Genomic DNA, 13,912 nt, shown 5'->3' with positions numbered 1-13,912 from the left:
CATATAGGATGACATCCACAACTGTTGAAAGTTAGTAAATACAGCTTCCCTATACGTCATTGCGAGGAGGCTGTAAAGCCGACGAAGCAATCCAGTAACATCATTTATCTATAGATTGTTTCCTAGATTGCTTCGCTTACGCTCGCAATGACGCTGTGGTATAGGTATTTGTAAACTTTCAACAGTTGTGGGATGACATCCTAAGGCGTTTGGATGTCAGGCTAAATCTAGGTTAACTAGGAATTAAAATTAGGAAAGTGAGTAAAATTAAAAAGCAATATATATGTACAAATTGTGGTAATAGTACATCAAAATGGGCAGGACAATGTTTTGATTGTGGCTTATGGGGAGCAATTGAGGAAGAGGTAATTAGTCAAGTACAAGTTAGGTTAGGCAATAAACAACAAATACAAAAGCTTGATGGTGTTGTTGTGGAATCATTACGTACTCCTACACCTATAAATGAATTAAATAGGGTGTTGGGTGGCGGGTTGGTTTCCTCTTCGGCAATTTTAATTGGTGGTGATCCTGGCATTGGTAAATCAACTTTATTATTACACTTAGTGGCAAGTTCTTTTTGTGATAAAATTAGAATGAATTGCTTATATATAACTGGTGAGGAATCCATTGACCAAATAAAGCTAAGAGCCTTAAGATTAGGTCTTAATAATGAACAACATCTATCTTAGCTGCCACTAATATCGAAGATATTATCTCAACTATTGATGCTGATAAAAATAATATTGATTTGGTAGTAATCGATTCAATTCAAACAATGGTAACTCGCACACTATCATCACCACCTGGCACTATTTCGCAGATTCGAGCCTGTGCTAATGAATTGGTTAGCTATGCTAAGCAAAATAATATTATTATTTTACTTAGCTGTCATGTGACAAAAGATGGGCAATTAGCTGGTCCTAAGTTACTCGAACATCTTGTTGATACCGTACTATATTTTGAAGGTGATCCTAATAGTCATTTTCGTATTTTGCGTTCTATTAAAAATAGATTTGGTGGAATAGGAGAAATCGGTGTTTTTGAGATGACTGCTAGTGGTCTTATGGAAGTCTCTAGCCCTTCCGAGCTATTTTTGATGAAAAGGGATAAAAATGTTAGCGGGACAACGGTATTTGCTGGAATTGAATGATCTAGACCATTACTAATTGAGATTCAGGCATTAATTGCTCCTTCCAATATGCCAATGCCAAGACGTTCGGTTGTAGGATGGGATTTAAATAGATTATCAATGATAATAGCTGTACTTAATGTACGGTTTGGTCTTAACTTAACTTCTAAGGAAGTATATTTAACTGTTGCTGGTGGGCTTAAAATTTCAGAACCAGCTTCAGACTTAGCTGTTGCAGCTGCTTTAATTTCTGCAGCAAATAATAAAGCTGTGCCAGAACATAGTGTTTTTTTTGGAGAAATTGGTTTATCTGGTGAAATAAGAAAAGTCAATGCAGCAGAAATGAGAATAAAAGAAGCAACGAAATTAGGATTCAATAAATTAATTTGCTCCAAACTTGAAAAGTTAAGTAATAACCTAATTTGTCCAATTAGTAATATAAAAGAATTGAAAGAGTTGATATAGTTAAAATTCACACTTATGAAATTCTAATAGTATTATTAGAATCTTATTTGACTATTTTACCTTAGTTCGATGGGAGACATCAGTTTAATAGTTCCGATTATCTGTTTCTTGAAATGTCTTAATTGTTTTTTTAATTGTAGCACTTATGAAACACTTATTTTAAGATAAGTGTTATAAATTAAGGATTCCATCTTTGACAAAGTAGCGTAAAAGTGTTACGCTACTTTTAACCACAAAAAAGCATAGAATCCCAAATTCGCGTATAGAAAAATACCAAATTTATTATATAGGAGCAATTTAATTACTAATACTTCAAAAATACTTATTATTGATAATCAGAAAGCATTAAATGAATTCTGTCGACAGTTATTAGATTGTAAGACTATAAGTGTTGATACTGAGTTCTTGCGTAAAAATACCTATTTTGCTCAGCTTAGCATGATTCAAATTATGGCCAGTAGTTATAAAGTGATAATTGACACTTTGAGCAATTTGGATCTTTCTCCTATTAACGAAATATTTCTGAACGATAAAATTCTTAAAATAGTTCACGCCCCTAGAGAGGATTTTGAGATATTTTATCGTTTATTTAAGAAACTGCCTAAAAATGTTTTTGACATACAAATTGCAGCTGGTATTTGTGATTTTGGTAAATATTTGAGTTATTCGGATATATGTAGCAAAATTTGCTTAGTTCACATTGATAAAACTTACCAAAGGTCTAATTGGTTAAAGCGTCCAATTAATGCTAATATGTTAAATTATGCTATTAAAGATGTTGAATATTTAGAACCGATTTACAAGGTATTGCGACAAATAATTCAAGATAATAACTTACAAAACGAATATGACGAGCAAATAAAATCTTTGCTTAATGTTGAAAATTATATTATTAATGTACAAAAAGCTTGGCAAAAAGTTAGATTCAATAATCATTCAGAGTCTTTTATTCATAAAATGAAAATTATGGCAGCTTATCGGGAGGAACAAGCCAGTACAATAGATTTACCAAGGAGACATTTTATTTCTGATGAGGAATTAGTACAGATTTGTCAATATTTACCTACCAGTAATAAAGATTTTGAAAATCTTAAATTAAATAGTCGCTATCTTAGTAAACAAAAATATAGAACTCAATTAGCAGATTTGTGTCTTGCTATACAAGAATTAGGTGAATAAAGGTACTTTATTTATGTTAATTGTGGAATAAATTTGCTATTGTCTAAAAGGTTAAGTAAAACAGCATCTGATATCTTTTGGCTTTTATTACATGGCAATTTTTACTATAGTTTTTTTTAAAACCATTTCTGTATTACTGAGTGTAGTAATTGGTTTTTTAGCAGGAAGATATTCTAAAGTTGAGAGAGATAGTATAGCTTCTTTGTTATTCTATTTTATATCTCCTATTGTTTTTTTTGCTATTCCTGCCAGTACTACTTTGACTTTATCGGCATTAAGCGTTACTGTAGTTGTTTTTTTCATTGCCACTTCGTTATCAATATTTTCCTACTATTTTTTTGGGCGATATTGGCTTGATCATACACGAAACATTATAGCATTATCTGCAGGTACCGCTAATGGTGGTTATTTTATGCTGCCAATAGCCGCTACTCTCTTTGATGATTATGTTTTAAGCATCTATATGATGGCAGTTATAGGAATAAATATTTTCGAATCATCAGTAGGCTTTTATATTTGTGCTAGGAGCTTTGCTAATAGTAGTGAAAGTATATTAAAGGTTGTGAAGTTACCAATTTTAAACGGTTTTTTACTTGGTTGTTTATTTAGTTTTGCTGGTTTTACTTTACCTGATTTCCTAGATGATTTTATATATAACATGCGGGGGGCATTTTCTATACTTGGTATGGTTATGGTTGGTTTAGCTCTTTCAGCTTTGCAAAAGTTTGAAATAGACATAAAGTTTACTTTAGCTACTTTCATGGCAAAATTTTTATTCTATCCACTAGGGGTTAACATATTTATTCTTTTGGATAAGTTTGTTTTAGGATGGTATGATGAGAATTATTACAATGCTTTAAGGCTTCTTTCAACTGCTCCTATGGCAGCAAACGTAATTGTCATAGCCAGTTTACAAAAATTTTATCCAGAAAAAGTTGCTACCACAGTATTTCTTTCCCTGCTTTTTGGTGTAGTATATATACCAGTTATGGTAACTATATTTTTAAGCGATTTGAATTAACTAACCTCAGCTATTGATGTAAGACATATAGCTAAACAGGAAAGGTTTTAGCCAAAAAACCGTCTATTAGCGAGGAGGCGATGAAATCGCCGACGTGGCAATCTCATGAAGTAATATCTGCTTTTGTTAGGCGACCTCGAGGTGATTTGAGTACTACTTCACAAGATTGCCACGTCGGCACTTTGTGCCTCCTCGCTAATAGACGGTTTTTTAACTTTCAACAGTTGTGGAGGGCATCCCCGACTTAAAATTAATTAGTAGAAAAAAATGATACAAAAATTTATCCAAGTTGGATCTTATATTAATTGGTTAGGCTCACAATATATTCCAGCTCATAAAATAGCTTATCTTGAGTTTGGTGACCCTAATAATGAAAATGTAATAATTTGTACCCATGGTTTAACTAGGAATGCTCATGATTTTGATAAAATCGCTATGGCATTAAGTGATAATTTTCGAGTAATTGCTATAGATTATCCAGGACGTGGGAATAGTGATGTTTTTAAAACGAAAAAGCATTATAATTATCAAGTATATGTAAAAGATACGGTGCTTTTTTTAAAAAAATTAGGTATTAACAACTGTATTTGGCTTGGTACTTCCATGGGTGGAATAATTGGTTATGTGCTAGCTAGCAAATATAAGGAACTTATCACAGCAATGATTATAAATGATGTAGGACCTTTTATTCCAGCATCTTCTCTAGTTAAAATCGGTCAATATGCAGGTCAAACTCCCTCATTTGTTGATTTAGTTAGTGCCAAGCAACATTTAAAGCTAATATATAGCCAATTCGGTATTAGTAGTGAGGAAGATTGGGATCATCTTACCAAATATAGTTTTATAAAAACCCAAGACGGAAAATATAAAATGAATTATGATCCTGCCATAGTACAAGGTATGAATGCTAATGCAAATAAGCCCAAAAATGTTGATATATGGACTATATGGAATAAGATTGTTTGTAAATTGTTGGTTATTCACGGGGCTAAATCAGAAATTTTACAACAATCTACTATTGAGAAAATGAAAGAAACCAAAGATTTTGATCTTTTCGTTGTCGATTATGCTGGTCATGTACCTTCATTAATGACTGATGATCAGATTAGTTATATAAAATCTTGGGTAAATGCTTTGAAAATATAAAAATTTAGGTTGCTATGAATCGTTCTACTAAAGTACTTATTATAGGTTCAGGTCCTGCTGGACTGAGTGCAGCAATCTATACAGCTAGGGCAGCACTAAAACCGATATTATTGCATGGTATGCAGCCAGGTGGGCAGCTAACTATTACTACAGATGTTGAAAATTATCCAGGTTTTGCAGAACCTGTTCAAGGTCCATGGTTAATGGAACAAATGATGCAACAGGCAAAAAATGTTGGTGCAGAAATTATCTGTGATTATGTAGAAAAAGTTGATTTTTCAAAAAAACCCTTAGTGGTGACCACCTCGTCTGGTATAATTAGGGCGGACGGCGTTATAATATGTACCGGTGCAGAAGCAAGGTGGCTTAATATTCCTTCCGAAGCACAATTCAAAGGGTATGGTGTTTCAGCTTGTGCTACTTGTGATGGTTTTTTTTTCAAGAATCAGGATGTATTAGTTATTGGTGGGGGGAATAGTGCTGTTGAAGAGGCATTATATTTAACTAATCATGCACGTCAGGTGACTATTGTTCATCGCCGGGATAGTTTTAGAGCCGAAAAGATTTTACAAGAGAGATTATTTAGAAATCCCAAAATATCGGTCATGTGGAATCATAGACTGATTGAGGTCATTGGTACTGATAATCCTAAATCGGTTAATTCAGCCAAGCTTGAAAACACTCAAACAGGCGAGCTTAGTTTAATTAATTGTACTGGTATATTCGTAGCAATTGGTCATATGCCGAATACTGCTTTGTTCAAAGGACAACTAGATATAGATAGTGATAATTATATTATTACTAAACCAAATTCAACGGAAACCAGTGTTAAAGGTGTTTTCGCTGCTGGAGATGTACAGGATAAAATTTTTAGACAAGCAGTTACCGCTGCTGGTACAGGATGCATGGCAGCTTTAGAAGTAGAAAAGTTTTTAAACCATTAAATAAAAAATTATGCCTCGTAGTAAAAAAGTGAGTGATAAAGCAGATAAGTTAAGTGGATCAAATGAGACAAGTATAGTTTTACCTGTTGCTCGAACTTTACCAGCAAATGTTCAGGCCGAGCAAATGTTGATAGGAGCAATTTTAGTCAACCATGATTACTTAAATACTGTCTCAGAATTCCTAAGATCAGATCATTTTTTTGAGCCGATACATCAAAAGATCTATAATGCTATTGAGGTTATTACCGAAAAAGGCTTAATTGCTACTCCGGTAACGCTTAGAAGTATGTTAGAACGAGATGAATTATTTCAGCAATTAGGTGGCAGCGAATACCTAAATAAGCTGGTTACTTTATCGATGATGGTAATTAATCCCCTTGATTATGGAAGAATAATCTATGATTTGGCAATAAGGCGTAATTTAATTCAGATAGGGGAGGAGGTAGTTAATAATGCTTATGACTCCTCTTTAGAATATGATGCAAGTCAACAAATAGAGCATGCAGAGGGTAAACTCTATAACCTTGCTAGTGAAGGAATTAATGACAAGAGTTTTGTTAAAATTGCTGTGTCTCTCTCAGAGTCCCTTGCCAATATTGACAGAGCTATGAAGAATTCTAATCACGTAATAGGTATTTCTACAGGATTAATTGATTTAGATAGGGAGTTATCAGGTTTTCATAATTCAGATTTAGTTGTCATTGCTGCACGCCCATCAATGGGGAAAACAGCTTTTGCCATAAATCTTGCGATAAATGCTTGTAATTCTATGAAGTTAAAAAATAAGGAACAAGAAAAAGATCAGTCAGTAGGTTTTTTCTCTCTTGAAATGTCATCTGAGCAGCTTGCTACTCGTATTCTTTCCATGCATACTAACATTGACTCTTCAGCCTTACGGTCTGGTCATGTGACAGAAGAGAATTATAATCGATTACGTAGAGAAATTATAGCTCTTGACATACCATTTTTTATTGATGATACGCCATCTTTATCCATTGCGGCTATTCGTACTAGGGCAAGAAAAATGAAGCGTAAACATAATCTTGGTATATTATTTATAGATTATCTGCAGTTGATTAGAGGAATAAATAAATCTGATAATAGAGTAAATGAAATTTCAGAAATTACTCAAGGATTAAAAGCTATAGCAAAAGAATTAAATATCCCAGTAATTGCTTTATCACAATTATCTAGAGCTGTAGAACTTAGAGAAGATAGGAGACCAATGTTATCTGACTTGCGAGAATCTGGGGCTATTGAACAAGATGCGGATATAGTGATGTTTATTTATCGAGAAGAATATTATCTAACTCGTAAAGAGCCTCCTTCGAGTGATGCAAAATACGCAGAAAAACACGCAGAATGGTTGAGTAATTTAAATCAAGTATATAATATTGCCGATATTATAATAGCAAAACATCGTAATGGTCGTGTTGGTAGCATAAAACTTCATTATGATGGTCAATATTCAAAATTTAGTAATTTACAGAAAACACTATAGGGATAATAAATGCTCAAGAAACCTTTAATATTTGGTATTGCTGGTACTAGTTTGACTGCACAAGAAAGGGAATTATTTTTAAAAAATCCAATATATGGCTTTATTCTCTTTAAGAGAAATATTGTGGATCGAGAACAGTTACTAAAGTTAGTACAAGATTTAAGAGGCTTATATGACTATAATATATTGATTTTTGTCGATCAGGAGGGTGGCAGGGTTGCAAGGTTGAAGCCACCTATCATAGATATAGAATATCCCCCTGTTGGTGATTTCGGTAAAATATATGATCAAGAAGGTGCAGAGAATGCGTACTTAAAAGTTTTTGAAAATTATTCAAGCCTGATGAAGAGTTTAAAAGAATATGGAATAGACTCACCATGTTGTCCAGTTGCTGATTTGCGTTACCCTTATACTGATAATGCTATTGGAGATCGTAGCTTTGGAGATTCTGTAGTAAAAGTAGTTGATTTATGTACAAAAACAATAGAGGCGATAGAAGGGCAGGGAGGCATTGCCATTATTAAGCATATACCAGGGCATGGCAGAGCTACGTGTGATAGTCATTATAAGTTGCCGCGTGTTACCAGTTCACTTGCTGAATTAAATAATACAGATTTTGAAGTGTTTAGACAACTATCTAAAAATGCTAAGGCAGGATGGGCTATGACAGCTCACATTGTATTTGAGGCTTTAGATACCAAACTACCAGTAACTTTATCGCCCACTGCTATAAAGTTCATTAGAAATGACGTTGGTTTTAAAGGTATGTTAGTTTCAGATGATATTTGTATGCTTGCCCTGCATGGTGAAATTGGAGCTAAATACTCAATAGTTAAAAAACCTCTGACGATTTTTGAAAAGCAGGATTCTACGACTACGATAAGTGATCAAGATTTAGAAAAACTTATTGAATACGGAATTATTAAAGACAAATCCGACCAGACCGGACTAAAAAAATATTTAGTAGAAGAATTCCCAAAACTGAAGGCAGAATTTGTTGCAAGTATAGCTGAAGTTGCTAGGCAAACTATTGTAGCTGGTTGCGACTTAGTGCTACATTGTAGTAGTGATATAGAAGAAATGACTGCTGTTTGTCAGGTGGTTTAAAATTCTGCTTTTAGATAAGATGTGGGAGGTAGTTATATGACAAAAACGATGTCATTCTTAGCAATGGCGGGAATCCAAAAAACACCCTAAAAAAGGCTAATTGAGGGTAGATACGATCCTACGATGTCACCACAACTGTCGAAAGTTCAACAAACGTCATTGCGATGAGCGTTGTCAGCCCTAAACCGTCATTGCGAGCGAACGTACGTGAGCGCGCAATCCATGAAGCTTGTCATATGGATTGCTTCGTCGACCTACGGTCTCCTCGCTAATAGACGTTTGTTGAACTTTCGACAGTTGTGACGATGTCACCCCTGCGAAAGTACATAGGCGTCAACTTAAGAGCGTAATGATTGAATATGTATAAACAAATTAAACACAGCCGTCATCGCGAGGCATCGTTAGATGCCGTGGCGATCCAAATAAACAGCGAAGCTGTTTTTTAGAGTAACGCTTCGCGTATCTTAGATTGCCGCGTCGCCGCTTGCAGCGGCTTCTCGCAATGACGTTTGTTGAACTTTCGACAGTCGTGACGATGTCACCCCTGCCTACGCAGGGGTGACATCGAAGGGGAATAATAATTATTTTTATGTCGAATTCAGGTTACTTACGACAATTTACGCTAACTACTTTATTTTATAACAGTTACAGCTCTACGGTTCTGTGCCCAAGCTGCTTCGTCACAACCCATAACAGCTGGTTTCTCTTTACCGTAAGAGATAGTATCAAGTCTGTTATTATCGATTCCTAGACCAACTAGGCATTTTCGTACAGCTTCTGCTCTTCTTTCACCAAGTGCTAAGTTATACTCTCTTGTGCCTCTTTCATCACAATGTCCTTCAATAGTAGCTTTAGTATGACAATGTTTTTTTAACCAAACGGCTTGTTTATTTAGCTGTTCTTTTGATTTACTTGAAATATCTGATTTATTGAAAGCAAAAAACACCCTATCACCAACATTTCTTTCGAAATCAGCAGCTAAAGAACATTCTTCAACAGCAGGAGTTACCTCCGCTTCTTTAGGTTTCTTTTTACTACCACATCCAGAAAGCACAAATAGTGCTAAAAAAGCTATTGCAGTTTTTTGTATTAGCATAACAAACTCCTTAATTTAAATAAAGCTATTGATTATATTTGCTTAACAGAAAGAATTGTTAAACATCTTATCTGTGTATTATATATTATCATACTGTCACTTAAAAGCCTAAAATAGTTTTAGCATTAAACTCTTGGATGGATGTGGTAAAAATATCGTATAACCTCAATTTCGGATTAATGAAATTAATCCGAAATTGGAATGAGAGTGTAAACAATCAGGCTTAAAGCGGTTTGATGCCTGATTGTTAAATATTTCATTTGCTAATAATCTTATTTTTATACCAATAAAAATAAGATTATTAGCGATAATAGATTAAAATGCATTCGTAGAACCGTTTCAAGAATGCATTTTTCTGATATTCTAGCCAGTTATGGATTAAAATTAAAAATTTTAATCCATAACTGAAGTGTATATAGCCGACGTTTAATAATTCAGAACTTAGATAACAACTCCCTTATCATATCTTGTAACTTTCCTACTTTACTTACATCCGTGCCACCAGCTTGGGCTATATTCGCCTGACCACCACCGCCGCTACCGCCAAGGAATACAGACACTTCTTTAGCTAAGTTACCTGCATGTACCTTATTGCTAATTTCTTTACTAACCGCAATAGTAATAGATAATTTACCCTGCAAATCAGGCATACCTATATATATAATCACTAGATTATCCGACTTATCAGCTATTTGCTGGGCAGATAAGCGTAATATTTTAGTATCCAAGTTTTGTACTAGTTTATAGACAAAATTTATACCTGATACACGGATTGATTCTTTGGCAATTTGTTCAATATTCAAATCAAGCATAGAGACCTGAGTAGCTACTAACTTATCTTCTAATTGTTTTTTACTGGCAATCAGGTTATTTACTTTATCAGTAATTTCATTCTTACCTATTTTTAAGGTTGAAGACAAGTCATCAATTATAGTATCGTTTTGTCTAATTAATTTTATGGCAAATTCACCACAAACAGCTTCTATCCTTCGAACGCCAGCTGCAACGCTACTTTCGCTAATAATTTTAAATATTCCAATATCCCCAGTTCTATTAACATGCGTGCCACCACATAACTCAAGCGAGTTGCCCATTGCTACCACTCTTACTTCAGAATCGTATTTCTCTCCAAATAAAGCCATAGCACCTGCCTTAATAGCTTCATCTGTTGACATTAATGTTGTAGTAACCTTAAAATTATCAGTGATAATTTGATTTACCTTATCTTCTATCAATATAACTTCTTGTTTTGTTAGTGGTGTCATATGGCTAATATCAAAACGCAGACGATCATGTGCTACCAGCGATCCTTTCTGTGTTACATGTTTCCCCAGCACTTGATGTAATACTGTATGTAGTATATGAGTTGCAGAATGATGAATTCTTAAATTTTTACGGTACTTGACATCAATAGCAAAATCAGCATTATCTCCTACTTGGATAGCTGTTCCTTCCTGTAAAACACATATATGAGCAATTATTGAACCAAGATATTTTAAAGTATTTACTACCTTAATTTTATTACCTGCTGATTTGATAAAGCCTATATCTCCCATCTGTCCACCAGATTCTCCATAAAAAGGAGTTTGATTACTAATTAGAATAAATTGCTCTTCGCTAGTTTTTATATTGTTGACTAATTTATTATCTTGAATTAGAGCTAATATCTTACCTTCTGCCTTATCCAAAGAGTAACCCAAAAATTCAGTACTACCAAATTCGCCTTTAATATCAAACCATATTTGATCAATTTGTGACTCATTTGAACCTAACCAAGCTTTTCTTGCCCTTTCTTTTTGCTCTTGCATCTTATTATTAAAGCTATCAAGATCAACTGATATCTGTTTACTTTTTAATATGTCTTCAGTTAAATCGAGAGGAAAACCATATGTATCATATAATTTAAAGGCTATCTCTCCTGAAAGTTCTGAATTTTTATTAAGATGCTGTGTTTCATCGTCAAGCAGCTTAAGACCTCGTTCAAGAGTTGCTTTAAATCTTAATTCTTCTTGTTCCAAGATACTACGGGTAAAAGCCTCAGCCCTCTTCAGTTCAGGATAAGTTGCACCCATAAGATCTACTAGTTTTGGTAGCAATCGGTGCATTAAAGGTTCACTGCTACCAAGTATATGTGCATGCCTCATACTTCGACGCATAATACGCCTAAGTACATATCCTCTGCCTTCATTTGACGGCATGACACCATCACTAATTAGAAAGGCACAAGCTCGTAAATGATCAGCAATAACCCGGTAAGAAAATTTTGCTTCCCCTTTTACTTTAACTTTTACTATACTTTCCGTATAAGCAATTATTTCCTTAAATAAATCTATGTCATAATTATCATATACATTTTGCAATACAGCACTAATACGTTCTAGTCCCATGCCGGTATCAACGGATTGTTTAGGTAAGGCAATCCTAGTATTGCTATCCAATTGTTCAAATTGCATAAAGACCATATTCCAAATCTCAATATAGCGATCGCCATCTTGATCTTTTGTACCAGGTAAGCCTCCTAGTATCTTATCTCCATGATCATAGAAAATTTCTGAACATGGTCCACAAGGTCCGGTATCTCCCATTGACCAAAAATTATCATTGGTTGCTATTTTAATAATTCGGTCATCACTTAAATTAGCAATCTTTTTCCAATAGCTTGCTGCTTCTTCATCAGTATGATAAACAGTTACATATAATTTTTCTTTGGCGATAGCAAATTCCTTGGTTAAAAGATTCCAAGCATAATATATTGCTTGTTCTTTAAAATAATCACCAAAAGAAAAATTCCCTAACATTTCAAAGAAGGTATGATGTCTTGCAGTATAACCAACATTCTCAAGATCATTATGCTTACCACCAGCACGTAGTGATTTCTGACTAGTAGTGGCTCTTTGATAGTTTCTAGTTTCCTGACCGGTAAAAACATTTTTAAATTGTACCATCCCGGAATTAACAAACATTAAACTAGGATCATTATGAGGAATTAGGGAGCTAGCTGGAACGTGCATATGATTATTTGCAACAAAATAACTTATAAATTTACTTCTAATTTCTTCAGTGGTAAGTTTAGTCATTAGTAAATCCTGATAGCGTAACATTCTTGAAGATAGCAGTATTATAGAGAATTGGGGGTGTGGTGTCTACTGCAAATAACAACTTACTTTAGTATATAACCGCCATGGTAGTTTAAAAATTATGAAGATAATTCGAAAAGATGTCATCCTAGCTACAGCATTACCCGCGTGGATCACTAGTATGTCATTCTCACGTAAGCGGGAATCCATAATATCTAAAGCCTTTGCAGGTTATTTTTTGGATTACCGCTTTTAATTAAGAATGACATTGATTCTATCCCATTACTGCAACTAACCTGTCCGTGCTAGCTATAGTTTAATGCATATCAGGATATTCTCCTGCTACGCTAACGTCGTCATCAATATGATTATTTGTAGGGGCAGTGTTGTCGAGTCCTCTCTTTAGAGCGAATTCATTTGATATTTTCTTGAGCTTTGACAATAGTTCATGCTGTTGTGAATTATTTGATATATTACTTAGTAACTTCACTGTGTGTTGTGTTTCGCTAGTTGATCTACTAAGATCAGATCCATAATCAGAATCACTTCCTGATGATGAAAATGTAGGCAATAAGTTTTCCAATTGTTGTACAACTTCAGGTATAGTTGTATACTTTCTGTCTAAATTCAGTTTCTCTATTATACGATAAGATATGTCACTCATAGTAAGTATTTGTTTAATAGGTACACTTGTATCATTAATGGCATGAGTCAAATTTAGACATTTTTGTACTTGTTCTAACTCTTGTTTTTCCGTAGCTAATTTTTTGCATAATGCATCTAGTTCTTTGAGCTTGTTTTTGTTAATACTAGCGAATTTTTTTTCGTCTTTATCATGACTATTTTTTAAGTCTGAGAGTTGTTTAGTCAATATCTTTTCAGCGTCTATACTAGTTTTATCAGTAAGTTTCTCTTGTATTGCCCTAGGTAAACCTATTATTGTGTATATAGCTTTAATATTTTTTTCTTGCACAGCTGTAAGTATTTCCTGAGCTTTCACTACATCCTGTTTTTTAAACAAATAATTTTGTTGTTTAGACATAATAATATAATCCTCAATTAGTTCAACATATTACTAATAATTGATTTTGTAATACTACAAAATATACTATTCTTACCTAATTAAGGTGTATCTATATTTTGTATGCTCACTTTTCAATTATTAAAACCATTAAAATTTTATTAGGTTATCGTCCTTTATAATTTGTTGTAATAACCTAACTAATGGAGAGTATATTTATTATTTA

General features: G+C 33.8%; 9 protein-coding genes and 1 pseudogene. 7 read left to right on the top strand and 3 right to left on the bottom strand.

Annotated elements, in window-relative coordinates:
* Window positions 1-257 precede the first annotated feature (257 nt).
* The 7 genes and pseudogenes from radA (at window position 258) to AAGD53_RS04805 (ending at window position 8,492) form a co-directional block, all read left to right on the top strand.
* Window positions 258-1,594: pseudogene (gene radA / locus AAGD53_RS04835) on the top strand (DNA repair protein RadA).
* Window positions 1,595-1,912: 318 nt separating this feature from the next.
* Complete coding sequence (locus AAGD53_RS04830) at window positions 1,913-2,773, top strand: ribonuclease D (RefSeq protein ID WP_341763423.1); 861 nt, start codon at window positions 1,913-1,915, stop codon at window positions 2,771-2,773.
* A 91-nt stretch (window positions 2,774-2,864) separates the two neighbouring features.
* Window positions 2,865-3,794 carry an AEC family transporter gene (locus tag AAGD53_RS04825; protein ID WP_341747269.1) on the top strand — a complete coding sequence of 310 codons (930 nt, stop codon included), beginning with the start codon at window positions 2,865-2,867 and terminating at the stop codon, window positions 3,792-3,794.
* Between the two features lie 267 nt (window positions 3,795-4,061).
* Entirely contained in the window at window positions 4,062-4,940 is an 879-nt protein-coding gene (locus AAGD53_RS04820) for an alpha/beta fold hydrolase (protein ID WP_341762400.1), read from the top strand.
* A 14-nt stretch (window positions 4,941-4,954) separates the two neighbouring features.
* Window positions 4,955-5,884 (top strand): thioredoxin-disulfide reductase, encoded by a 930-nt coding sequence (gene trxB, locus AAGD53_RS04815; protein WP_341762399.1) that lies wholly within the window; start codon window positions 4,955-4,957, stop codon window positions 5,882-5,884.
* Window positions 5,885-5,894: 10 nt separating this feature from the next.
* The gene (locus AAGD53_RS04810) at window positions 5,895-7,385 is read left to right on the top strand and encodes a replicative DNA helicase (RefSeq protein WP_341762398.1); all 1,491 of its coding nucleotides are present in this window, start codon (window positions 5,895-5,897) and stop codon (window positions 7,383-7,385) included.
* A 9-nt stretch (window positions 7,386-7,394) separates the two neighbouring features.
* Window positions 7,395-8,492, top strand: a complete 1,098-nt coding sequence (locus tag AAGD53_RS04805; RefSeq protein ID WP_341762397.1) for a glycoside hydrolase family 3 N-terminal domain-containing protein — start codon at window positions 7,395-7,397, stop codon at window positions 8,490-8,492.
* A gap of 631 nt (window positions 8,493-9,123) precedes the next feature.
* Here AAGD53_RS04805 and pal read toward each other — a convergent pair.
* From pal to AAGD53_RS04790, 3 genes are all read right to left on the bottom strand, one after another.
* The gene (gene pal / locus AAGD53_RS04800) at window positions 9,124-9,588 is read right to left on the bottom strand and encodes a peptidoglycan-associated lipoprotein Pal (protein ID WP_341762396.1); all 465 of its coding nucleotides are present in this window, start codon (window positions 9,586-9,588) and stop codon (window positions 9,124-9,126) included.
* A gap of 434 nt (window positions 9,589-10,022) precedes the next feature.
* A complete protein-coding gene (gene alaS / locus AAGD53_RS04795) occupies window positions 10,023-12,665 on the bottom strand; it encodes an alanine--tRNA ligase (RefSeq protein ID WP_341762395.1) in 2,643 nt (880 codons plus the stop codon).
* A 316-nt stretch (window positions 12,666-12,981) separates the two neighbouring features.
* Window positions 12,982-13,707 (bottom strand): hypothetical protein, encoded by a 726-nt coding sequence (locus AAGD53_RS04790; protein WP_341762394.1) that lies wholly within the window; start codon window positions 13,705-13,707, stop codon window positions 12,982-12,984.
* Window positions 13,708-13,912: the final 205 nt, after the last annotated feature.

It is taken from the genome of Candidatus Tisiphia endosymbiont of Melanophora roralis (assembly GCF_964026575.1).
Classification (GTDB): domain Bacteria; phylum Pseudomonadota; class Alphaproteobacteria; order Rickettsiales; family Rickettsiaceae; genus Tisiphia.
This window is presented reverse-complemented; position numbering and strand designations above follow the sequence as displayed.

What these genes read in the sequence shown, in the direction of transcription:
- AAGD53_RS04825 (WP_341747269.1), top strand. Translation starts at nt 2,865, where the DNA reads ATGGCAATTTTTACTATAGTTTTTTTTAAAACCATTTCTGTATTACTG.
- AAGD53_RS04820 (WP_341762400.1), top strand. Translation starts at nt 4,062, where the DNA reads ATGATACAAAAATTTATCCAAGTTGGATCTTATATTAATTGGTTAGGC.
- trxB (WP_341762399.1), top strand. Translation starts at nt 4,955, where the DNA reads ATGAATCGTTCTACTAAAGTACTTATTATAGGTTCAGGTCCTGCTGGA.
- AAGD53_RS04810 (WP_341762398.1), top strand. Translation starts at nt 5,895, where the DNA reads ATGCCTCGTAGTAAAAAAGTGAGTGATAAAGCAGATAAGTTAAGTGGA.
- AAGD53_RS04805 (WP_341762397.1), top strand. Translation starts at nt 7,395, where the DNA reads ATGCTCAAGAAACCTTTAATATTTGGTATTGCTGGTACTAGTTTGACT.
- pal (WP_341762396.1), bottom strand. Translation starts at nt 9,588, where the DNA reads ATGCTAATACAAAAAACTGCAATAGCTTTTTTAGCACTATTTGTGCTT.
- alaS (WP_341762395.1), bottom strand. Translation starts at nt 12,665, where the DNA reads ATGACTAAACTTACCACTGAAGAAATTAGAAGTAAATTTATAAGTTAT.
- AAGD53_RS04790 (WP_341762394.1), bottom strand. Translation starts at nt 13,707, where the DNA reads ATGTCTAAACAACAAAATTATTTGTTTAAAAAACAGGATGTAGTGAAA.